The organism is Tardiphaga sp. 768_D3_N2_1, from assembly GCF_052076105.1.
GTDB lineage: Bacteria > Pseudomonadota > Alphaproteobacteria > Rhizobiales > Xanthobacteraceae > Tardiphaga.
The window spans coordinates 4,967,975-4,989,117 of record NZ_CP197245.1 but is presented as its reverse complement, the minus strand read 5'-3'; the positions used below and the strand labels follow the sequence as shown (position 1 = coordinate 4,989,117).

The window sequence follows — 21,143 nt, the reverse complement described above, 5'->3', positions numbered from 1 at the left end:
AAAAGTCGAGGAAACATTGCGCTGGCTCAAATTGGCCCCGCCCGGGACCGGATATCGATGACCCGAACACCGATGATCAAAGTCGAAAGGGCGACATATGAGAAAAATGACTATTCTGGCTGCCGCAATGGCAAGCCTGGCGCTGTCGGGAACGGTCCATGCGGCCGAGATCGAGGTCAAGCTTCTGAACAAGGGATCAGACGGCGCCCTGATGGTGTTCGAGCCTGCATTCGTGAAGATTGCACCCGGCGATACCGTGAAGTTCATGTCCGTGGACAAAGGACACAACGTCGAGTCGATCAAAGGCATGCTTCCGGACGGAGGCGTGACGTTCGTCGGCAAGAACGGCGAGGACGTCGCCGTCAAATTCGAGCAAGAGGGCATTTACGGTGTGAAGTGTCTGCCTCATTACGGCATGGGTATGGTCGCGATGATCGTCGTCGGCAAGCCCTCCAATATCGATCAGGCAAAGGCCGTTCCCCAGATCGGCAAGGCGAAGCAGGTATTCGCGACGCTCTTCGGCAAGCTCGAGACGAGCAACACCGCGTCAAAATGACGGACGGTACTTCGCCGCCGGAAGGATGCGAGAGAGTTCGCGTCCCTCCAGCGCATCCGTGTCGGACCGCACCAGGCGCCGGCGCAGAAGTCATTGTTGCGCAGCAAGCGGGCGGGCGAAGAAAGCCATAAGTTTGCTGGGCGACAAAGAGATGCTCGCCTCCGCGGTTCATGTTGGCTCTCAGACGGCAGGAGAGAGACATCCATGGCAACGATGCTGTTTGCGGCTCTTGGTTACATTGCGCCCGGCTCGGACATGTATGCGTGGACGGCTGGCGCAATCGGGTCGATGGCGATGGCCGTGATGACGCGCGCGTCACTCGGCGAGATCGGACAGGCTCTTCATGCATCCGCCGCGATCCAGCCGGTCAACGCAGTCATCCATGCGCCACTGCTCTGCCGCGAGCGGAAGGGCGGGGACTGATGATCGGTGCATCCATATCGCGGTGGACCATCACCTATTTCGCCGTCGCGCTGGCGTGGCTGTTCGCTGTTCTGATTCTTATGGTCGCAGGCGTGGGTTATCCGGCAAGCGAGATTGCGGCACCCGACACCCTCGTTCTGGTCCACGTCCTGTGCATCGGGTGGCTCAGCCTCGCGCTTTGCGGCGCGCTCTTCCAGTTCGTTCCGGTCCTTGTTGCGAAGCCGCTGTTTTCCGATCGGATGCCACTTCCTGCGCTCGCTCTTCTGAACATCGGCTTGCTCGCGCTACTGGCTGGCTTTCTGTCTCTCGGAGGGCGGTTGCCGCCGGTGCTCTGGCTGCTTCCGCTCGGAGCGGTTTTACTCGCCGCGGGTTTTGGTCTGGTGCTTGTCGATCTCGGCATGACGGCCTGGCAACGGCGAACCGGGCCGTCCCGCTTCGTCCTCGTCGGCCTTGCTTCGCTGTTCGCGACAACCTGCTTTGGTGTTTTGTTCGCATTCACGCTTGCGGGGGAAGCGGGCCCGATGGGCGACCTCGCCGTGGCCCACGGCATTCCGTTACATGCCATCGCCGGCCTCGGCGGATGGCTGACGCTTACTGCGATGGGGGTCAGCTACCGGCTGCTGCCGATGTTCATGCTTTCTCCAGACGTTGACGACAAGCAGAGTCGCATCACATTCGTGGCCGGCACGTTGGCCATCGTTGTTGCTGTGGTAGGCGGGTCGATCGCGATCGGTGTCGCTTCCGGGTTGTCTGCCGTGCTGTCGGCTGCCGCTATTCTCGGCGCGGTGAGCGCTGCTTCCTACGGGCGCGATGTCGTCAGAATCTTCCGCATGCGCAAGAGGCGGCAGCTCGAGCTGAGCATGCGGATGTCCACACTGTCGTTCGCGAGCCTCACTGGCACGATCGTCCTGGGCGGTGCGATCGTCGTAACCGATACGATCGCCGCCCATATCGGCTCCTTCGTGTTTCTTGCGTCCTTCGGCTGGCTGTCGGGGTTGGTGCTGGCGAAGCTGTACAAGATCGTTGCTTTCCTGACCTGGATCGAGACCTACGGACCTGTGCTTGGGCGGACGCCGACGCCACGCGTCCAGGACCTCGTGACTGAGGGCAGGGCGACCAAATGGTTCGTCATCTACTACGCGTCTGTATGGGCAGGAACGGCTGCGTTGTTGATCGGGCAACCTGTAACGTTCCGACTGAGCATCGCATTCATCTCGCTGGGAATCGTCGGAATCGTTCATGAGATGATCCGGACCAGAAGACTGGCGGATGTGGCCCAGTCGCTTCGGCTACCGGGAGGCGCGTCGATACCTCCCCTCTTGTTCGCACGCAACTGAAGGAGAAGCAGCATGACTACCCTTGTCGATGTGGATGTTCGTCCGATCCTGCGATCCGGCGGAGAGCCGTTTTCGATCATCATGGCCGCGCTGGACGATCTACCTCCGGGACAAGGACTTCGCCTCCTTGCGACATTCAAGCCGGTTCCGTTGTTCGCGGTGATGGAGAAGAAGGGCTTCCTGCACCAGGAGCAAGCGATGGAGGGTGGTGATTGGGAAATCCTGTTCACACCAACGCAGGCCATTCCCGCGCAGGCAATTTCCGAACGAGCGTCAGTCGACGCCGCTATCGACACGATGCTTCCCGAACAGTGGCCCGAACCGGACGTCCGACTGGACAACAGGAATCTTGAACCTCCCGAGCCGATGATCCGCATCCTGGCGGCGGCAGAAAAACTGAAGCCGGGGGCGACCCTGTCAGCACTGCTGTCCCGGGAGCCCATGTTCCTGTTCCCGCAGCTTGAACAGCGCGGCTTTCGCTGGCTCGGGGGATTCACTCCCGACGGCAAGGCTTACGAGCTGACCGTGAGGGCTCCATCGTGACCGCCGAAATCATCAATCGAATACGGGACGCGATGCGCATCGTCATCGATCCGGAGCTTGGTCAGAATATTGTCGATCTCGGCTTCGTCTACGACATCACCGTCGTCGGCCCCGTCGCCCGGATCACGATGACCACGACTTCGCCGGGCTGTCCCGCCTCCAGTTTCCTCCTGGAAGGCGCCCGACATGCAGCAGAGGGGGTGGAGGGCGTCAGTTCCGTCGACGTCGAGATGACCTTCGATCCGCCCTGGACGCCTTCCCGCATCGATCCGTCGGTTTCGACGTCGCTCGGCTTCGCAACCATCAACTGAAAGCCGATCCCGGCGTTCACGGTCGAGATCAGTCATGCCACAGGGGCGACTGGCGCAGATATCTACGCCGGGCGCTTCTGTTGCACTTGCATGCCAGTCCCGCAAGCTCAGGCGGCGGGGTTGGATGCCGTGGTCGTGGACGCGGCTGGTGGTGCTGCCTGAGCCTGGGGCTCGGTTGTGGCCTTGGCGAGCGCGTTCCTGAGCGCCTGTTCCTTGGCGTCGTCGAGGGACGTCTTCAACACGGTGCCGCCGGCGTCCTGGATTTCCTTGAGGACCTTGTCCGCGGTGATGCTCTTGATGAGAACGAACAGCGCCGCATTCCCCGGCTGAAGGTTAGCCGATAGCTCCTTCATGAAATCGTCGTTGATGCCATAGTCCGTCAGTGCGCCGCCCAATGCACCGGATGCCGCGCCCAGTGCCACACCGAGAAGGGGATTCAGGAACAGCACGCCGATCAGCAATCCCCAAAAGCTGCCGGAGGCTGCGCCGGCCATGGTGGTATTCATCAGCTGGTTCAGCTTCACGGGACCGGCTTCGGTTTTCACCGCGATCACGGCATCGCTGATCGTGATCAGATATTCCTTCTGCAGCTTGAACAGACGCTGCCGGACTTCTTCGGCTTTTGCTTCGGATGGATAGATGATCGCAACGAGATCTGACATTTCCAATCCTCCTGGCTGAGAGATTTCTATCGTGTCACGTGGTCTGCTTCGTTGACGGTTTCTTCTGCGGCTATGCTGCCCTGGTTCTCAGCTGCCATGCGTAAGCGAGCCACGCCAAGCCGTGGGAGATCATGTCTATGGCCAGCAGGGTGCCGAGAACCCACAGGCCTGTCCTGGGAAAGCCGGTCAGAATGACCAGGCCGGCCAGAATGCCGAAGAGTCCTGAAGCCAGCATGATCCAGCCCCCTTTGCTCCAGCGGCTCAATCCAAGCAGCACGCGAATGAAGCCGGAAACCAGCAGCAATATACCGAGGACATAGGTGAGGATGATCGCGCTGGCGACGGGCTGCTGCACCAGAACGATGCCGAATGCGAGGTAGAGAATGGCGAGGAGGATTTGCCACAGAAATCCTCCCCATCCCTTGGTCCAGAACGCATGGATCATTTCGAATGCGCCAGCGACAATGGCCGTCCAGCCGATGAATAACGTGCTGATGACGGTGGCGAGAACGACATCGCCGAGGATCAGGAGCCCGGCTAAAATCAGTACTGCACCAAGCAGTACGCACATCCAGAACGGCGGCGAAGGCAAGCCGGTGACGCTTACAGAGGAATCGCTGCCATACGTCGTCATCTTGTCCTCCCGCTCAGGTGCTGCTCTCGCGCCATGATTTGAGGCCGCATGTGGTACAGCGCATTTGCTTCACAACATCAGCGCCACGCGCAGACGCGGCGACCATCGCGCCACCAGCACACACGGCGACGACGTCGCGACGATCGATGCGGCTGGTGAAGGACCCTCCGTGCCGGCCGGCCATCCACGACCACCTGGGCGTTCTCGGTGATGGGCTCCAACCTGTCCGCAAGGTCCTTCTCCAGCGGGATCGGCGCGGCCTTGGCGGCCGTCAGAAAGACGCTCGTGCCAATGCCCGTGGCGACGGCGCTGAATAGAAGGCCTTGCAACAGGCTTCGCCGATCCATCACTTCCATCGGACTTCTCCTTCCAACCATCCCATCATGTCGGAACGATGAGTTCGCGATGGGTATGCATTGCTGTCTCAATTTGTAGAAAGTTTAAGGGCGCGTGATTGGATCGGCATGTCGCAACATGTTCGCGTCGTTGAATGATCTTCAGTCACCTTTCTCTATTTGGGGGGCTCATTTTCTTTAGCGAATACATCAAAACGAGCGGTGGTCACATCGGGTCAAACCCTACATGCGCGGATGTTACCGAAGCTGTGATAGCATTCCGGTAGTCAGGGAATGTGCCTGATCACGCGAGGGTCGTCATGAAGAGAGGGAATGCGGGAGAAGGCAAACCCGCGAAGGGGTGGAACGAAGAAACAATCGACCCGCGCCGGGGCGATATAGAGGACGATGCAGCCAGCCCTGAACAGCGGACCCTGCTCTCGATGGCCGGGAGCCTGCTTGTTGAAGTCAGTCTGCCAAAGCTCCTGTTCGCCTGGACAGTATCGTTGTTGCTGCCGGCGGTGTCGCTGGGCCTCGCGGCATTGGTCGCTTCTGCCTGGCTCTCAACCCTGTCGGACAAGGTTCTTGTGCTGACAGAACTCGGCGCGCTGCTGGTGGCAATCGGGATCTTTGCGCTGGGGTGGATTGGCTGGAAGCCTCTGTTCCGGGTCGCGGAGATCAACTTCTGGTCCCTCAATGCGCTTGCCATCCAGCCCGGATATGTCTTCGGCCGCGAAGGTCTGCGGCATCTGGCGGAGAAGGTGCTGGGGAAAAATCTGACCGTGCATGGAAGAGCACGGGTGCGCGCGGTGAACTCAGCCGCAGCAGGAATCGCCATCTCCATCTGTGCCGTGGCGGTTGCCATGTGGGCGTGGCCAGCCTCGCGCTGGACAGGAAGCCTGGAAGATCTTGGCGTTCCTCATCGTTTGATCATTCCGACGCTGGCAAATGCCGCCGTCCTGATATGCGGCTACCTCGCCGGCGCATCGCTGGTCTGGGGCCTAGCCGATGCCCGGATGGCGCAGCCAGTCGATCTTGTCGCCTTCGATGCAGCGCCGGCGCATGCTAGGATCTGGCGTGTAGCTCATTTGTCGGACCTTCATGTGGTTGGCGAACGTTACGGGTTTCGCATTGAAAGCGGGCGCGCCGGGCCGCAGGGAAATGAGCGTCTCCAGCAGGTGATGGCGCGGCTGGCCGCCATTCACGCCGTTGATCCGCTCGACCATGTGCTGATCAGCGGCGATATGACCGATGCCGGACGGGCGACCGAATGGGCGGAGTTTCTGGACGTCCTGTCGCACTATCCGGACCTCGCTGCGTGCACGCTCGTGCTGCCCGGCAATCACGATATCAACATCGTGGACCGGGCGAATCCGGCACGGCTGGATCTCCCGTTCAGTCCGGGCAAGCGGTTGCGACAGGTCCGCACGCTTTCGGCAATCGCTGCCATTCAAGGCGATCGTGCGTTTGTTGTGAAAGACGGGAAAGGTCTTACAACGACACTGAATGACGCATTGGCGCCGTATCGCCGTCCGATGGCCGATTTCGCAGATCTCGGTGGCTTGCAGCGTGCAGCCCGACTGGGTGGGGTCTTCGATGACTTGTATCCGATGGTCGTTCCGCCTCTGGAGGAGAATGGACTCGGCATCGCGCTTCTCAATTCCAATGCTGAAACGCATTTCTCCTTCACCAATGCTCTTGGCTTCGTTTCGATCGAGCAGACACGCCGGCTGGAGGCTTCCATCGCCGAGTTCCCGAAGGCGCGCTGGATAATCGCATTACACCATCACCTGATGGAGTACCCGATGCCAGTGACTGCCTTTGCTGAACGCATCGGCACGGCTGTGATCAATGGCAGCTGGTTTGTACGCCGGCTGAAGGCGCTTGCCGATCGGGCCATCGTCATGCACGGACATCGCCATATCGACTGGATCGGCACCTTCGGATCGTTGAAGGTCATTTCGGCTCCGTCACCAGTCATGGGCGCTGCTGATGCGGCCAGCACGCACTTCTATGTTCACAGGCTTGCGGCCGGGCCGGATGATCAGCTTTGCTTGCTTGAGCCGGAGCGGATCGACGTGCTGGCAGATGCGAGTGTCCATGGAGATGAGGCGGAGGATACGGCCGTCAGGCCAAAGATCGCGTAACGCTATTACTCGCAATCGTCTGCGGACATGGCTCGATCAGAAAACTGCCCGGGCTGCATCACGTCGTAACTATTCGAATCGAAAGCGAGTCAGCTTGTGAACTGTGTCTGATGGGACGATCTTGCGACGCCAGGTAGCCACTGTCATATTCTCGCGCAGAAAGTGGAGGCTCCCATGATGAAGAAGGCCCTGCTTGGACTTTTCAGCGCATCCCTTTTGCTTTGCGCCTCGTCGCTGCCGGCTTCCTCCGCCGCATTCAGGGCAGGAACGCTGACATGTATGAGCAATCCGCGGATTGGCCTGATTATAGGTTCACGTCAGACACTGCGCTGCGTGTTCAGGGTGCGAAATGGGTCACGGCAGTACATCTATGAGGGAACGGTGCGCCGCATCGGCCTGGATCTCGGCATAACTCCATCGAGCGCGCTGGTCTGGCGGGTCTTCGCCCGAAACTCACAGGTCGGCCGGGGTACGCTTCGCGGAAATTACGTCGGCGCAAGTGGCAGCGTTGCGTTTGGCCCGGGTCTGGGCGCGAATGTTCTGATTGGGGGATCTCGCAGGACTGTGATGCTCCAGCCATTGTCGCTTGAGCACCAGATTGGCGTGAGCCTTGCCGCGGGAATAGCGACGCTGACGTTACGCTAATATCACTGAACTGATTTCTGTTGCTGGCGCAGCCGCAATTGTCGCTCGCTCGGAGGCCGCGGCAAAGCGTGCGTGCGTGGTCGCCCTCTGCGGTGCAGTGTCTGTCCTTGGGGGTGTCGCGGTTGTTCTACCGTGAGCGGCGACGCTGGTGTCTTCAGGCGATTGGTGCGGACATCGTCCCGCATTGCGTCAGTATCCAGTCTCTGACCACGCTCGACGGAATCGCGAGGCTCCGCATGCGCAGATAGCGCAGCGCACAAGAAAATCAGTCCCGAACCTGCTGCAGCAATAAAACGTTTCATGACACCTCCCGTTAAGGATCGCTCGAACGGAAACTCTTAAATGAAAAAGCTGCGCATCTCCATGCGACCCAAACGCAGCTTCCTGGTTTGTCAGCTTCGCTAATCGTCACTCAGTCCAAGGCGCCGGCGAGCCGCTTCGATATCCGATATGTCATCGTCCGGTATATCCCTGTGATCGGTAACCGGATTGCCCGGTGAAGCGGGCCGTGAAGATGCCGTTCGCTCGGATCGACGCGTATCCGTCCGGAACGACCAGAAAGCCATGGCAAGGCCGATCACGAAAACCACAATCAGAATCAGAAAGAGCGCCGATTGCTTAATCCAGGAGATCGCGGGAACTGCCAGAGCCATCGAGAGGCCGAGGAATCCCATTTGCAGCGACATAAGGTTCAGCCCGGCGAGAAAGGTGCCGAGCGCTAGCAACATCAGAAGCACGAGACTTGTCGCAGGTGCGGGCATAAGTTGTTGAACGCCCGCCAGCAGCATGATGTTCATCGTAACAAGAACGGCGATCCAGTGAAGCGCCTGCGTCCATACCAGTCGAACCCGAGCCTGCCTGTCATCGAGCTCGGTCCATTCGGTCACGACACATACAACACCAATTGCGAGGGCAAGGAACTCCCAATAGCCAATGAGTGGTTTGCCTGAAAAATTCGTATAGGCCACGCCCGCAATTGCAAGCGCGAGAAGGGCAAGAAAGGGTAGCTGCCTGAGGACGATGCTTCTCGTTCTGAAGTGCAGGTCTTCAGTATGCCGACCCGGTGGCAGATCCAGTTCACTCATCGACGATCCAGTCGTAATCCCGTCTATTGCCGCGAATTCCAAACGTCGCGTCCTCCTTCAAAGCGTCAGCCTAGGCCTCTGTGAGGCCGATGCGGTATCGGATGATCACCTTAGGGGACCTAGGGGATTTCCCGATGAGTTCGCGGGCGCCAATTTGTTTCTGGCCGGGGTGGGCGTCGCCGGATGCAATGAATGCCGGCATGATCGGCGTTTCGTGATCCGGATCCTGCGCCCCGCCCTAGGGAAAACACCTGATTGTCCTGGTGACGGCGTCAATGATCTGCTGAGCCGAGTCCGGCTCGTGCTGCGTTGCTCGAAGGCAATCGAGAAAGGCTATGAGAAGGGGTTTGACTGAAGGTGCACAAGCCGGGCGAATAGAGATGAAGCTTCGCAAGGTATCGCAGCTCTTCGATACGCTCGATCCATCTCCGTTCCGCGAGACTGATCTCGCGCCACAGGCCGAAGATTACATCGTTGACCGCGCGCTGGAGTTTTCCGACCGTGTTCCAATTGAAATCGTCATCTATCTGCCGCCTGATGAATTCCGGAAAACCCATGTGTCTGACATAGCCGCCGCCGTCAGATATTACTTTGACCTTCGAAGCCAGGCCGTCTCGCGTGAACTCAGCGAGTTGTTCAAGGCCGGCCGGCTGTCCCTCGTCGTCGGAATGGTGATTCTTTTCATCTGCCTTTTGCTTGGCTGGAGCTTTTCCCAGCGAATGACGGAGGGACCGTTTTCAAGGGTTTTCTCGGAGAGCTTTCTTATTCTGGGCTGGGTTGCGATCTGGAAGCCCTCGGAGATATTTCTTTACGCCTGGCCACCCGTTGCAGCTCGCAGAAAACTCTTTGACCGGCTCTCCGGGGCGACTGTTCTGCTCGATGAGGACGACACCGTGTCATCGACTGCGGAAGGTGCGAGCGGATAGCTGGAACGATCTCGGAGGACCTGGAAACGGTGTCCTCGTATTGCTGCGTCTATGTTGATCCTTCTTCATTCGACCGATCGTCTTCGAGCGTCAGGTTCAATAGAAAAATGGCAACATCATCCAGTTCATCCGATCAGAAGCTTTCGCGCGGGGCGTTGATTGGGCTCGTGGTCGGCTCGATGGTCGGCTCCGGAATCTTTGCATTGCCTTCGGCATTTGGTCGCGCCACGGGCGGTCTCGGTGCCCTGGTTGCCTGGTGCATCGCCGGCACCGGAATGCTGATGCTGGCTCTTGTCTTTCAGACGCTATCCCGCCGCCGGCCCGATCTCGATACTGGCATCTACGCCTATGCCGAGGCCGGCTTCGGCGAATATGCCGGCTTTGCGTCTGCGGCCGGTTACTGGATCGGATGCTGTCTTGCCGATGTTGCGTGTCTTGTGCTGATCAAGGCGACATTGGGACAGTTCTTCCCGGTGTTTGGCGATGGCACCACGCCGGTTGCGATCGTGGTCGCGTCGTTGCTGCTCTGGAGCGTTCACATCCTGATTCTCCGGGGCATCAAGGAAGCTGCCGCGCTCAATACGATTGCGACATTCGCGAAGATGATACCGATAGTTCTTTTCATCGTCGTTGCCGCTTTTGCGTTCAAGGCCGACGTCTTCGCGCATAATTTCTGGGGCGATGAGGAGCGGAGCTTCGCCAGTGTGTCGAACCAGGTTCGCAACACGATGCTGGTCACCGTATTCGTTTTCGTGGGGATCGAGGGAGCAAGCGTCTACTCACGCTATGCAAAAAACCGCAACGATGTCGGGATCGCGACGGTTCTCGGCTTTCTAGGCGTGCTCGCCCTGCTTGTCCTGGTCACCATGCTGTCCTACGGAATTCTCCTGCGCCCGGAGCTGGGCGCGCTCGCGACGCCCTCGATGGCAGGCGTACTCGAAGCGATCGTCGGGCCCTGGGGCAAGGTGTTCATCAGCATCGGCCTGCTGATCTCCGTGCTTGGAAATTATCTGTCCTGGTCATTGCTCGCCGCCGAGGTTCTCCATTCCGCAGCCGTGAATGGCACGATGCCGTCTTTCCTCACGCGCGAGAACGTCAATAAAGTGCCCTCGGGCGCGCTGTGGCTCACCAACTGCCTTATTCAGCTGTTCCTGCTCGTCACTTATTTTGCCGAATATGCCTTCAGCTTGGCACTGAAGATGACGAGTTCAATGACGCTCATCCCTTATCTGTTTGTCGCGGCCTACGGACTCAAACTCGCATGGACCGGAGAAACATATCAGACAGAGTCGCATAGCCGCGCCATGGACGGGGTGCGCGGCGCACTTGCCACGGTTTACGCGGCTGTGATGATTTACGCAGGCGGTCCTACCTTCCTGTTGCTTTCGGCGCTTCTCTATGCGCCGGTCACGATCCTGTTTGTGATCGCAAGGCGAGAACAGAAAGCGACGGTCTTTGCGTCTGCCGAGGGGGTCCTGTTCGGAGCGATCCTCGTGGCAGCGGCCGCCGGCCTCTACAATCTTGCGATGGGCAATATTTCGATCTAGCCGGAGTTTCCTGCCATTATCCAAGGTCCTGACCGTTGTTCAGGTGATCCCCCAGGCAGTCCTCGACATAGAGTCGAAGAACAGCGACGCGCCCGATCGCGAAGAGGGGCATCGCAAGCGCAATTCCCAGGACGCCGAACAGAGAGCCGAACAGGACGATGGCGACCAGCGTCCATGCGGGAGGCAGCTCCACTGCTTGCCGCTGAATGAGCGGGCCGATCACATAGCCCTCGATGGATTGAATAACGGTGTAGATTCCGATGGCCCAGATCAGCATCGAGGGGCCCAGCGGCATGGCGACCAATCCCACAGGGATACTCGCCAGTATCGGGCCGAGATAAGGCACAAAGTTCGACAGACCGGCCTGCAGGCCGAGCAGAAAGGCGCTTGGAAGCCCGAGCAGATAGAGCGCCAGCCATACGCAGGCGGTCATCAGGATGATCCGGATCAGTTGTCCCATGAGCCATGAGCGCAACACGGCGCCCATTTCATCCAGAACAGAACGGATGCGTTCGCGCGAGGAGGGTTTGACCAGCAATACCACGCCGTCGCGATAGGCCGCCGGATCGAGCGAAAAGAGAAGGCCGAGAAATATGATGACGAGTGTATTGGCAAGAAAGCTCGAGGCGGTGCCGACGGCCGATTGCGCGTGGCCAAAGAGCTTGTCGTGATCGGGAAACCAGCGGGAAAAGTCACGCCCTCCGTCCGGGCCGAACAGATCCACGCCAAAAGCCAGCAGGCGTTGTTGCAGGATATCCAGCTGCGCGTCCATGACGCGCATCAGGATCCGGGCCTGTTCGGGGATTTTTCCAATTCCCCATATTGTCCCCAGCGCCACCACTGCAGTCAGGGTGACGATCACGATGGCTAACCGCCACGCACGCCCGATCGGAATGTATCGACCAAGCGACCGGGCGCAGGCATCGAGAAACGTTGCAAGCAAGATCGCCGCAAATATGATGAGAAGGCTGGACGACGCCCGCCAGGCGAGGAAGATGCCGCTGGCAACAGCCAGAACAACGAGCGCTGTCCCGAGGGTCAGCCGCCGGCCGGTATGCGCGCTTCCTGTAGGAAGATCCCGACTTCGAACGTCCTCGGCAAAGATGGCTTGATCCACTCTCGGCTCAGGCATGGTCCCCCACATTTGCTATAGCGACTAGAGCCCAATCAATTTTGTGCGAATTGCATACCGGACCAGTTCGGCGGTGGAGGAGATTCCAAGCTTGCGCATGGCGGATGCGCGGTGGGCTTCGACGGTTTTCACGCTGAGAGTCAGAATTGTGCCGACGGACTTGTTGGTGTGTCCTTCGGCGATCAGCTGAACGACGTTCTGCTCGCGTAACGATAGCAGGACTTTCGATTTGTCCTTTTTGCTGGCCAGGTAGTCGTGAAGCAATTTTTCCACGACCACGCTGGTGAAGTAAGGCCGGTGATTGAGGAGGGCGTCGATCGCTGCAACGAGATGATGTCGCGCATCTGACTTCAGCAAGAAGCCCCGCACCCCTGCCAGGAGCGATTCGGTGAGGATTTCATTGCTTTCGTGCATTGTCAGGATGAGCACCTCCGTCCGGGGGTGATGCAACTTGATCTGACGGCTCACCTCCAGACCATTCAGGACGGGCATGGAATAATCGACAATTGCGATATCCGGCTTCAAGTCCCTGATCATGGCGACCGCGGCCCGGCCATCGCTCGCTTCTCCGCTCACAGCCCAGTCCGCACGGCTTTCCACGATCGCGCGCAATCCGGATCGCACGACTTCATGATCGTCTGCAATCAAGATCTGCTTCACAGTGCCGTTCCCATTCCTTGGAACCACTGGCCATATCCAAATTGACGAAAGAAGCTCGCTAGAACGGTCGCCTTGAAATGATATGCGTCACGACGGCCAGTTCAGTGAAGACCGTCGACCACATTTGCGCAGTCATGCTTCTACCAGACTGTTTCGAACGGCGTACCGCACCAGACCTGCAGTCGATTTTATGTTGAGCTTGCGCATCGCCGCAGCCCGGTGCGTCTCGGTCGTTTTGATGCTCAGATTCAAGGCCTCGCTTACACGCTTGTTGCTGTAACCTTCGGCCACCAGTTTGACGATTGTCCTCTCTCGCGGCGAAAGCGACCGGCCTGCACCTATATTTCCGTCTGCCGATCCGGCCATCGCGCCGCAACTATCGCCCGCATAAAACGATCTGTGATGCATCAGTGATTCAACGGCCGCCAGGAGCATTCTGTTGGCGTCGGATTTTCGCAGGAATGCACGAACGCCAACTTGAGACGCCTGCAGCTCGAGCGCGATCGAGTCGTGCATCGTGAAGATAAGAATCTCTGTTGCGAGCTTGTACTCCTTCATTCGCCTCGCAACTTCGATGCCGGTCATGAATGGCATCGAGTAATCAACGATAGCGACATCCGGATGTTTCTCGATGGCGCAGGCGACGGCCTCCTTGCCATCGCGGGCCTCGGCGACGATCTCCCATCCAGGACGTCGTTCGAGAACCGCGCGGATTCCGGCCCGCACCGCGTCATGATCATCGGCTATCATAATCTGCTTCATGGTTCTCGGCACTCCGATGTCATTTCCTTACGGGCGGCGAAATACTTTCATCGAGAAAATCTAGCCTCTGAGATTGCTTGTCCTCTCTGGGCGTAAGATTGTTGAGGGCGTTGGCTGACCTTCAGCCATGCGACGGCCGGATCTTCGCGGGTCCGCGGCCGCGTTGGTGGATATCCACTGGCTTGTTTCCTTTGCGCGAGATGGCTCGCGGAATAGTCGCGCACACCGTGGTCCCGCTGCATTCCGCAGCGGATGACGAGTGGATCTCAAATGTGCCTCCCATCTGATCCAGTCTCGCTCTCATGGCCGGAATTCCAACGCCAAGTGACACTGCTTCATGGCCATCTCTTGTTTGGGAGAGCGGCATTCCGCAGCCGTTATCGCTGATCCGAAGCGTGACGTTGGTGTCCGTGGCCCTGATCGAGACGGTCACCAGCGTCGCTTTCGCGTGCCTGAAGACGTTCGCGAGGGCCTCCTGGACAACTCGCAGCAACGAGCGCTGCGCGTCGTTTGGCAATTTATTGACCGCAGCATCGATCCTGAGACGCGTCTCCAGCGATGTCCGCGATGACAGCCCCATCGCAAACTGCTCGATCGCCGACTTCAGTCCGCCGTCGAGCAAGTTCTGGGGATGCAGGAGATAAGTAAAAGCCCTGATTTCCCTAAGGGCCTCACCTATTGACGCGTCGATCTCATCACAAACTTTTATGGCACTGCCGATATCAGCGACGGCGTGCCTCATGCGCATCATATTCAAACTCGCGGCCAGCAGATGCTGGCAAGTCGAATCGTGAAGGTCTGATGCAATGCGCTGCTGCATATCCTCTTGCAGCGTCAAAAGCTGGATCTCAAGGCTTGATTTGCCGGGTTTCGACTTTGTTCGCGCGCTAGCAGTGCCGTTGAAAGTGTCGTGAACCACGACCTTTGCCCGAACATGAATTCGACACGATTCGTCTACGTGAGCCTTGCCGGCCATCATGTAGTCCGATGCATCTTGGATCGAGCAATGAGCAGATAACCACTAAGGTCAAATGCCATGGCTCTCTCGCGGGAAGTCCTCCCTACTAAGTACCTCTGATTGAATTGACGTCAAGTGAGATGTCGCCAGATTGGTTGATGTCGCGATTGACTATTCTCACGCTGAAAATATCCGAAGTAACAATGGAAGTAATTTCAGTTAATTGCCGCGTTTGCTCTGCACAAGAAACCTGATCGCCTTCAACTGGGCGCGTGAATCTTGTTGCGATTTGGGAGTGTCCGGCAGCGCATCAGAGAATCGTTCGTGCGATCAGTAGTTTTCCCGATACCGGGTAGATGTCCGCAACCCCAGAATACTTTCAGTCATGGAAAAATTGGCGAGCAAGCGATCGTATAGGTAGGAGCTGCTATCCGCTTCTGCATGGCGATCCGGTGAATGTGGCGGCGCAAACATGATCATCGAGGGTCCATTCATGCCTGCGTATGCCAGTGATGCTGACATATGCCGAGTGACACGATGTCGGACGATTACAGTTATTCTAACAATTGTGCCGGCGTTTCTGCTGGCGGCGTGCGGCAGGGAGACCGGTGAAACTGCTCCTGTCGTGCGGCCTGTGCGTACGGTCACTGTTGCGAAGAGCGTAGCGGGCGCGCCGCTTTCATTCACCGGCCGTATCGAAGCGGAAGACGAGGTGGCGCTGGCATTTCGCATCTCCGGCCGGCTCATCGAAAACAACGGCAGAACCGGAGACCGGGTGCAGCCCGGTCAGGTCATCGCGCGGCTTGAATCCCAGAATGAGTTGAACACGTTGCGCCAGGCTCAAGCGGCAGTCGCGGCGGCGCAGGGGCAACTGACCCAGGCGCGCAATCATTTTGATCGTCAGCAGACACTGCTTGCACAGGGCTGGACCACGCGCGTCAATTACGACCAGGCAACGCAGGCGCAACAAACCGCTCAATCGCAGGTCGATGCCGCCGAGGCGCAGCTTAAGACGGCACATGATCTGGTGGGCTTTACCGAGCTGAAGGCGGACGCACCGGGCGTCATCACCGCTGTCGGACCTAGCGCTGGAGAAGTCGTCCAGGCCGGACAAATGATTGTCAGGCTGGCACGTAAAGACGGTCGCGACGCGGTTTTTGACGTACCGGCTCAATTTTTTCGATCAGCACCCAGCGATCCGCAAATAGCCGTCAGCCTGACGGACGATCCCCGGGTGATGGCTCACGGCCGTATCCGCGAGGTCGGCGCCCAGGCCGATCCCGTCACGCGCACCTTTGAAATCAAGGTTGGCTTGACGGATCCGCCGTCGACCATGCGGCTTGGCGCGACCGTCGTGGGGCGCATGGAAATGGATGCCGTCCCCATCATAGAGATTCCGGCATCGGCATTGACGCGGGCCAATCAACAGCCCGCAGTCTGGATCGTCGATCCCGCGAACCGGACGGTTTCGATTCGAAACGTGGACGTGTTGCGCTTCGAGCAAGCGCAGGTCGTCGTATCGCAAGGACTCGATACGGGAGAGATCGTCGTGACCGCGGGTGTGCAGGCACTGCACCCCGGCCAGAAAATACGCCTGCTTGGGTCAGAGCAATGACCGGCTTCAATCTCTCGGAATGGGCACTTAGACACCGTTCCCTGGTGATTTACGTCATGATTGTTGCCGTTATCTTCGGTGTCTTGTCCTATTTCCGCCTCGGTCGCAGCGAGGATCCGTCATTCATCATAAAGACGATGGTCGTTCAGGCGGCATGGCCCGGAGCGACAGTCGAGGAGACCGTCAAACAGGTGACGGAGCGGCTCGAGCGCAAGCTGCAGGAAACACCTCATCTGGATTTCCTGCGCAGCTTTACGCGGGCAGGCGTCACCACAATCTTTGTAAACCTGCAGGGGAGCACGAACGCCGCGCAAGTGGCCGACACCTGGTATCAGGTGCGCAAGAACATTGGCGACATGCGCCATACGCTGCCGGCAGGAGTGGTCGGCCCCGGGTTTGACGATGATTTCGGCGACACGTTCGGAATTATCTATGGCTTCACGAGCGACGGCTTCACGCACCGGGCGCTTCGCGACTATGTGGAGGATGTTCGCTCGAAGCTTCTGCTTGTCCCCGACGTATCGAAAATCGAGTTGCTGGGGGCTCAGGATGAGCGGATCTTCGTTGAATTCTCGATGAAGGAACTGGCAAGCCTCGGCATCGACCGCACGGCACTGCTGTCCGCTCTCCAGACTCAAAATATCATAAGGCCAGCCGGCACGATTCAAACCGGCGACGAGACGTTATCGCTGCGGGTGTCAGGCGCATTCCAGTCCGAGCAGGATGTCGCTGACATCAATTTCGTCGCCGGTGGGCGCATGATCCGCCTGAGCGATATCGCCCGGATTACGCGCGGTTATGCCGATCCGCCGCAGCCTCTGTTTCGCGTCAACGGCGAGCCCGCCATTGGCCTGGCCATCTCGATGCGTGACGGCGGAGACATTCTCGCGCTCGGCAAGAATCTGAAGCGGGCGATGACTGCGATCACGGCGGATCTTCCGATTGGTATCGAACCGAAACTCATTGCCGACCAGGCTGTCACGGTCGAGAGCGCGATTTCGGAATTCATGACGTCGCTGCTGCAGGCAATTGCCATCATTCTCGTGGTGAGTTTTATCAGCCTCGGTGTGCGCCCGGGCCTGATCATTGCGCTTTCGATCCCACTGACATTGGCCATCGTCTTCCCGATCATGAAGCTCGCGGGAATCGACATGCAGCGCATATCGCTCGGCGCACTCATCATCGCCCTCGCGCTCCTCGTCGATGATGCCATGACCACCACGGATGCCACCCTGAATCGCCTGGCCGAAGGCGACGACAAGGTTCAGGCCGCCAGTTTTGCCTTTCGCACCTACGCCTTCGCCATGCTGGCAGGAACGTTGGTGACCATTGCGGGCTTCGTGCCCGTCGGCTTTGCGGCGAGTTCTGCGGGAGAATACACGTTCTCCCTCTTTGCCGTCGTCAGTATCGCACTGATCGTCTCGTGGTTTGTTGCCGTAATCTTTGCTCCGCTGATGGGCGTTGTCATCCTCAAGCCGCCGAAGGAACGCAAGGCGGACGCTCCCGGCAGAATTTTCAGGTGGTATCGCGGCTTTCTGCTATTCGCCATGCGGGCGAAATGGCTGACCATCGCGCTCTCGCTGGTGCTTTTCGTCGGCTCGTTTCTTCTTCTCCCGTTCATCCCTCAGCAATTCTTCCCATCGTCCGATCGTCCGGAATTGATTGTCGATATCACCCTGCCGCAGAGCGCATCCATTCATGCCAGCAGGACAGCCGCACAGAAATTCGATGCCGCCCTGCAGGGCGATCCGGACGTTGCGCGCTGGAGCACCTATGTGGGCCGCGGCGCCATCCGGTTCTACCTTCCGCTCAATGTTCAACTGCCAAATGATTTCTTTACCCAGGCGGTGGTTGTCGCAAAGGATGTCGCGGCGCGTGACCGTATCCGCGCAAAGCTGGTGACACTGCTGGCGAATGATTTTCCCAGTGCGATTACACGGGTCTCGCCCCTCGAGCTTGGGCCACCGGTCGGCTGGCCCGTCCAGTATCGTGTCAGTGGTCCTGACATCGGCATGGTGCGTGAAATTGCGTTCAAGCTTGCCCAGGTCATCGCGGCCAATCCCAAGACGAATGGCGTCAATTTCGACTGGATCGAGCCGGCAAGGCAGGTACGCATTCGAATCAATCAGGACAAGGCGCGGTTGCTGGGTCTGAGTTCTCAAGCTTTGGCAGGCGTGCTGAACACAGTCATCTCGGGTACGACGGTCACCCAGGTTCGTGATGATATTTATTTGGTCGATATCGTTGCGCGCGCGATCGATGAGCAGCGCGTCTCGCTGGCCAATTTGCGAAATTTGCAAGTCCCGCTGCCGAGCGGGCAGACGGTTTCGCTCAGCCAGTTTGCAAGCTTCGAATACGAGCAGGAATATCCCCTGATCTGGCGGCGCGACCGTGTCCCGACCCTGACGGTGCAGACGGATATCACCGCGGGTGCAATTCCGGAATCCGTCGTCAGTTCGCTGAAGCCGGCCATTGCCGCCCTGGCGAAGACCATTCCGGCATCCTACCGCATCGTGGTTGGGGGCACGGTTGAAGAAAGTCAGAAATCGCAGGCGTCGGTCATCGCCGTTGTGCCGGCAATGCTGCTGATCATGTTTACGGTTCTCATGGTCCAGCTCCAGAGCTTTCAGCGGTTGTTTCTGGTCCTGAGCGTGGCGCCGCTTGGGCTCATCGGCGTGGTCGCCGCCCTTCTGCTGTCAGGCAGGCCGCTCGGCTTCGTTGCGATCCTGGGAATTCTCGCACTGATCGGCATGATCACAAAAAATGCGGTGATCCTGATCGGTCAGATCGATGCCGAACGCAATGCAGGGAAAAGCGTGTGGGACGCGGCGCTGGATGCCTCGAGCTCACGTTTCCGCCCGATCATGCTGACGGCCGTGTCGACCGTGCTCGGCATGATACCGATCGCTCCAACGGTGTTTTGGGGGCCGATGGCCTTTGCGATCATGGGTGGGTTATTGGTTGCGACGCTTCTCACCCTGATCTTCCTGCCGACATTGTATGTGGCATGGTTCAGGGGCAAAGAAAGGGCGCCGGACCCACTCCCATCGACGCAAGCATAGTCAGATCGCGCGCTATTCAGCGCCGGCGCCCGCTTCGGCACCTAGGGAAACTCCCGTCTTCGGCCTAGGGCATCACCCGATATCGTGGTGCATCCCGAATGTGCTCTCCTTTTCATTAGTTGGTGTTGGAAAGGGGCGCATGGTGCAGGACCTGATGTCGTTTGCGTCTGCCCGCGCCTTGCGCGCAGCGGCGAGGCTCCCGTGCCCGCCTTATGAGGCTGTGCAAAACATTCGGCGCGCAGGTTCGTCGCGGCCAATCTTTCGTCAATCCCGTCACTTTCCTCAATCTTGCCGTCGCGTCTTGCGGGCCCCGGTCCCAGGTGATCGCCCGCATCTGCCCTTGGGCGTGCTTTGGGGAGTGCTTCGGCCATGAGCAATGCCGGCGACCAGAAACTGCCGCTGTGGACGCTCACGGCCATGGTGGTCGGCGGGATGGTCGGCGCCGGCGTGTTTTCGATACCGCGTAATTTTGCTCAGGCCACGGGCGTCTATGGAGCGCTGATCGCGTGGGCCGTCGCCGGTGCCGGCATGCTGATGCTGGGATTTGTGTTTCAGACGCTGGCCAACCGCAAGCCGGATCTCGATGCGGGCGTCTACGCCTATGCGCGGGAGGGGTTCGGGCCCTATGTCGGCTTCTTCTCCGCCTTCGGCTACTGGGCCAGCGCCTGCGTCGGCAACGTATCCTACTGGATTCTGATCAAGTCGACGCTCGGGGCGCTGTTCCCCGCGCTCGGTCAGGGCAACACGGTCACTGCCATCGTAATATCGTCAGTAGGTGTCTGGGCATTCCATTTCCTTGTGCTGCGCGGCGTCAAGGAGGCGGCGGCGATCAATAAGATCGTGACGATCGCCAAAGTCATTCCGCTGCTGTTGTTCGTCGTCCTGGCGATCTTCTTCCTCAAGCCCGATGTGTTCGCCGGCAACCTCTGGGGCGGCGCAAGCGGGGACTACGGAAATCTCTTCGCGCAGATCAAGGCGACGATGCTGGTCACGGTCTTCGTGTTTCTTGGCATCGAAGGCGCCAGCAACTACTCCCGCTACGCACAGCGGCGCGAGGACGTCGGTATTGCGACTGTGACGGGATTTCTGGCCGTGTTGGCCTTGTTCGCGTCCGTGTCCATTCTTGCATATGGCATCCTCCCCCGCGAAGAACTGGCGCAACTGCGTCAGCCTTCCGTTGGTGGCGTGCTCGAAGCGGCCGTTGGTCATTGGGGCGCCGTTTTCATCGGCTTCGGCGTGATTGTCTCGGTGCTCGGGGCCTATCTTGCCTGGACCCTGATGGCCGCCGAAGTGCTGTCGGTTGCGGCGAAGAGGCGGGACATGCCGTCCTTCCTCGCGCGCGAGAACGCAAACCAGGTTCCGTCAATGGCGCTCCTGATGAGCACGTTGCTCGTTCAGATCGTGCTCATCGCCACGTTGTTTTCCGACGATGCCTTCACCTTTGCTCTCTCGCTGTGCAGTCACCTGTCGCTGATACCTTATTTCCTCTCGGCAGCGTTCGCGCTGATGCTGGTCTACCGCAAGGAGACTTACGAGACTGATCCGAGCGATCTCCGCAAGGACACGATCATCGCTGTTCTGGCGACAGCCTACACGATCTTCCTGCTGTTCGCCGGCGGCATGAAATTTCTGCTGCTCGGCTTCATCATCTACGCGCCCGGAACAATCCTGTATTTCATCACACGGAGGGAGCTCAAACAGCAGCTCTTCACTCCGGCAGAATGGGTCCTGTTCGGCGTCGCTGTTGTCGGATGCATTGTCGGCATCCATGGCCTCGCCACCGGCTATATCAGCATCTAGGAA

General features: G+C 58.9%; 20 protein-coding genes. 12 read left to right on the top strand and 8 right to left on the bottom strand.

Going from position 1 to position 21,143, the window contains the following annotated elements:
- Window positions 1–106: 106 nt before the first annotated feature.
- The 5 genes from AB8A27_RS23375 to AB8A27_RS23355 all read left to right on the top strand — a co-directional run bounded on the left by AB8A27_RS23375 (window position 107) and on the right by AB8A27_RS23355 (window position 3,170).
- Entirely contained in the window at window positions 107–556 is a 450-nt protein-coding gene (locus tag AB8A27_RS23375) for a pseudoazurin (RefSeq protein ID WP_441243970.1), read from the top strand.
- Window positions 557–760: 204 nt separating this feature from the next.
- Complete coding sequence (locus AB8A27_RS23370; RefSeq protein ID WP_441243969.1) at window positions 761–979, top strand: NnrS family protein; 219 nt, start codon at window positions 761–763, stop codon at window positions 977–979.
- The gene (locus AB8A27_RS23365) at window positions 979–2,316 is read left to right on the top strand and encodes a hypothetical protein (RefSeq protein WP_441243968.1); all 1,338 of its coding nucleotides are present in this window, start codon (window positions 979–981) and stop codon (window positions 2,314–2,316) included. Before AB8A27_RS23370 ends, AB8A27_RS23365 begins: the two co-directional genes overlap by 1 nt.
- Before the next feature lie 12 nt (window positions 2,317–2,328).
- Entirely contained in the window at window positions 2,329–2,859 is a 531-nt protein-coding gene (locus AB8A27_RS23360; protein WP_441243967.1) for a DUF2249 domain-containing protein, read from the top strand.
- Window positions 2,856–3,170: a metal-sulfur cluster assembly factor gene (locus AB8A27_RS23355; RefSeq protein ID WP_441243966.1), complete on the top strand. Its 315-nt coding sequence runs from the start codon at window positions 2,856–2,858 to the stop codon at window positions 3,168–3,170. Before AB8A27_RS23360 ends, AB8A27_RS23355 begins: the two co-directional genes overlap by 4 nt.
- A 107-nt stretch (window positions 3,171–3,277) precedes the next feature.
- Here the strand turns inward: AB8A27_RS23355 and AB8A27_RS23350 are convergent, their stop codons facing one another.
- From AB8A27_RS23350 to AB8A27_RS23340, 3 genes are all read right to left on the bottom strand, one after another.
- Complete coding sequence (locus AB8A27_RS23350; RefSeq protein WP_441243965.1) at window positions 3,278–3,832, bottom strand: DUF1269 domain-containing protein; 555 nt, start codon at window positions 3,830–3,832, stop codon at window positions 3,278–3,280.
- 70 nt (window positions 3,833–3,902) lie between these two features.
- Complete coding sequence (locus tag AB8A27_RS23345; protein ID WP_441243964.1) at window positions 3,903–4,466, bottom strand: HdeD family acid-resistance protein; 564 nt, start codon at window positions 4,464–4,466, stop codon at window positions 3,903–3,905.
- 77 nt (window positions 4,467–4,543) lie between these two features.
- Window positions 4,544–4,822: a hypothetical protein gene (locus AB8A27_RS23340; RefSeq protein WP_441243963.1), complete on the bottom strand. Its 279-nt coding sequence runs from the start codon at window positions 4,820–4,822 to the stop codon at window positions 4,544–4,546.
- Window positions 4,823–5,121: 299 nt separating this feature from the next.
- Here AB8A27_RS23340 and AB8A27_RS23335 point away from each other — a divergent pair, with 299 nt between their 5' ends.
- Entirely contained in the window at window positions 5,122–6,948 is a 1,827-nt protein-coding gene (locus AB8A27_RS23335; RefSeq protein ID WP_441243962.1) for a metallophosphoesterase family protein, read from the top strand.
- A 174-nt stretch (window positions 6,949–7,122) separates the two neighbouring features.
- Window positions 7,123–7,593, top strand: a complete 471-nt coding sequence (locus tag AB8A27_RS23330; RefSeq protein WP_441243961.1) for a DUF992 domain-containing protein — start codon at window positions 7,123–7,125, stop codon at window positions 7,591–7,593.
- A gap of 401 nt (window positions 7,594–7,994) precedes the next feature.
- On the opposite strand, the gene AB8A27_RS23325 is transcribed toward AB8A27_RS23330, so the two are convergent.
- Window positions 7,995–8,678 (bottom strand): hypothetical protein, encoded by a 684-nt coding sequence (locus AB8A27_RS23325; protein ID WP_441243960.1) that lies wholly within the window; start codon window positions 8,676–8,678, stop codon window positions 7,995–7,997.
- A 380-nt stretch (window positions 8,679–9,058) separates the two neighbouring features.
- Between AB8A27_RS23325 and AB8A27_RS23320 the strand changes: the two genes are divergently transcribed.
- Entirely contained in the window at window positions 9,059–9,604 is a 546-nt protein-coding gene (locus AB8A27_RS23320; protein ID WP_441243959.1) for a hypothetical protein, read from the top strand.
- A gap of 107 nt (window positions 9,605–9,711) precedes the next feature.
- Complete coding sequence (locus AB8A27_RS23315) at window positions 9,712–11,151, top strand: basic amino acid/polyamine antiporter (protein WP_441243958.1); 1,440 nt, start codon at window positions 9,712–9,714, stop codon at window positions 11,149–11,151.
- A 16-nt stretch (window positions 11,152–11,167) separates the two neighbouring features.
- Here the strand turns inward: AB8A27_RS23315 and AB8A27_RS23310 are convergent, their stop codons facing one another.
- From AB8A27_RS23310 to AB8A27_RS23295, 4 genes are all read right to left on the bottom strand, one after another.
- Complete coding sequence (locus tag AB8A27_RS23310; RefSeq protein WP_441243957.1) at window positions 11,168–12,268, bottom strand: AI-2E family transporter; 1,101 nt, start codon at window positions 12,266–12,268, stop codon at window positions 11,168–11,170.
- A gap of 39 nt (window positions 12,269–12,307) precedes the next feature.
- Window positions 12,308–12,943 (bottom strand): response regulator transcription factor, encoded by a 636-nt coding sequence (locus tag AB8A27_RS23305; RefSeq protein ID WP_441243956.1) that lies wholly within the window; start codon window positions 12,941–12,943, stop codon window positions 12,308–12,310.
- A 132-nt stretch (window positions 12,944–13,075) separates the two neighbouring features.
- Window positions 13,076–13,705: a response regulator transcription factor gene (locus AB8A27_RS23300; RefSeq protein ID WP_441243955.1), complete on the bottom strand. Its 630-nt coding sequence runs from the start codon at window positions 13,703–13,705 to the stop codon at window positions 13,076–13,078.
- Between the two features lie 121 nt (window positions 13,706–13,826).
- Window positions 13,827–14,681 carry a sensor histidine kinase gene (locus AB8A27_RS23295; RefSeq protein WP_441243954.1) on the bottom strand — a complete coding sequence of 285 codons (855 nt, stop codon included), beginning with the start codon at window positions 14,679–14,681 and terminating at the stop codon, window positions 13,827–13,829.
- A 454-nt stretch (window positions 14,682–15,135) separates the two neighbouring features.
- Here AB8A27_RS23295 and AB8A27_RS23290 point away from each other — a divergent pair, with 454 nt between their 5' ends.
- The 3 genes from AB8A27_RS23290 (at window position 15,136) to AB8A27_RS23280 (ending at window position 21,140) form a co-directional block, all read left to right on the top strand.
- Complete coding sequence (locus AB8A27_RS23290) at window positions 15,136–16,278, top strand: efflux RND transporter periplasmic adaptor subunit (RefSeq protein ID WP_441243953.1); 1,143 nt, start codon at window positions 15,136–15,138, stop codon at window positions 16,276–16,278.
- On the top strand, window positions 16,275–19,340 hold the full coding sequence (locus AB8A27_RS23285) for an efflux RND transporter permease subunit (RefSeq protein ID WP_441243952.1): 3,066 nt from the start codon (window positions 16,275–16,277) through the stop codon (window positions 19,338–19,340). Before AB8A27_RS23290 ends, AB8A27_RS23285 begins: the two co-directional genes overlap by 4 nt.
- 369 nt (window positions 19,341–19,709) lie before the next feature.
- A complete protein-coding gene (locus AB8A27_RS23280) occupies window positions 19,710–21,140 on the top strand; it encodes a basic amino acid/polyamine antiporter (protein WP_441243951.1) in 1,431 nt (476 codons plus the stop codon).
- The last annotated feature ends 3 nt before the right edge of the window (window positions 21,141–21,143 follow it).

Bases quoted from the DNA above. Each gene is read 5' to 3' on its own strand.
- AB8A27_RS23315 (WP_441243958.1), top strand. From the start codon at position 9,712: ATGGCAACATCATCCAGTTCATCCGATCAGAAGCTTTCGCGCGGGGCG.
- AB8A27_RS23300 (WP_441243955.1), bottom strand. From the start codon at position 13,705: ATGAAGCAGATTATGATAGCCGATGATCATGACGCGGTGCGGGCCGGA.
- AB8A27_RS23285 (WP_441243952.1), top strand. From the start codon at position 16,275: ATGACCGGCTTCAATCTCTCGGAATGGGCACTTAGACACCGTTCCCTG.
- AB8A27_RS23345 (WP_441243964.1), bottom strand. From the start codon at position 4,466: ATGACGACGTATGGCAGCGATTCCTCTGTAAGCGTCACCGGCTTGCCT.
- AB8A27_RS23365 (WP_441243968.1), top strand. From the start codon at position 979: ATGATCGGTGCATCCATATCGCGGTGGACCATCACCTATTTCGCCGTC.
- AB8A27_RS23295 (WP_441243954.1), bottom strand. From the start codon at position 14,681: ATGGCCGGCAAGGCTCACGTAGACGAATCGTGTCGAATTCATGTTCGG.
- AB8A27_RS23350 (WP_441243965.1), bottom strand. From the start codon at position 3,832: ATGTCAGATCTCGTTGCGATCATCTATCCATCCGAAGCAAAAGCCGAA.
- AB8A27_RS23330 (WP_441243961.1), top strand. From the start codon at position 7,123: ATGATGAAGAAGGCCCTGCTTGGACTTTTCAGCGCATCCCTTTTGCTT.
- AB8A27_RS23325 (WP_441243960.1), bottom strand. From the start codon at position 8,678: ATGAGTGAACTGGATCTGCCACCGGGTCGGCATACTGAAGACCTGCAC.
- AB8A27_RS23320 (WP_441243959.1), top strand. From the start codon at position 9,059: ATGAAGCTTCGCAAGGTATCGCAGCTCTTCGATACGCTCGATCCATCT.
- AB8A27_RS23280 (WP_441243951.1), top strand. From the start codon at position 19,710: ATGAGCAATGCCGGCGACCAGAAACTGCCGCTGTGGACGCTCACGGCC.
- AB8A27_RS23370 (WP_441243969.1), top strand. From the start codon at position 761: ATGGCAACGATGCTGTTTGCGGCTCTTGGTTACATTGCGCCCGGCTCG.
- AB8A27_RS23335 (WP_441243962.1), top strand. From the start codon at position 5,122: ATGAAGAGAGGGAATGCGGGAGAAGGCAAACCCGCGAAGGGGTGGAAC.
- AB8A27_RS23290 (WP_441243953.1), top strand. From the start codon at position 15,136: ATGATCATCGAGGGTCCATTCATGCCTGCGTATGCCAGTGATGCTGAC.
- AB8A27_RS23360 (WP_441243967.1), top strand. From the start codon at position 2,329: ATGACTACCCTTGTCGATGTGGATGTTCGTCCGATCCTGCGATCCGGC.
- AB8A27_RS23375 (WP_441243970.1), top strand. From the start codon at position 107: ATGACTATTCTGGCTGCCGCAATGGCAAGCCTGGCGCTGTCGGGAACG.
- AB8A27_RS23340 (WP_441243963.1), bottom strand. From the start codon at position 4,822: ATGGAAGTGATGGATCGGCGAAGCCTGTTGCAAGGCCTTCTATTCAGC.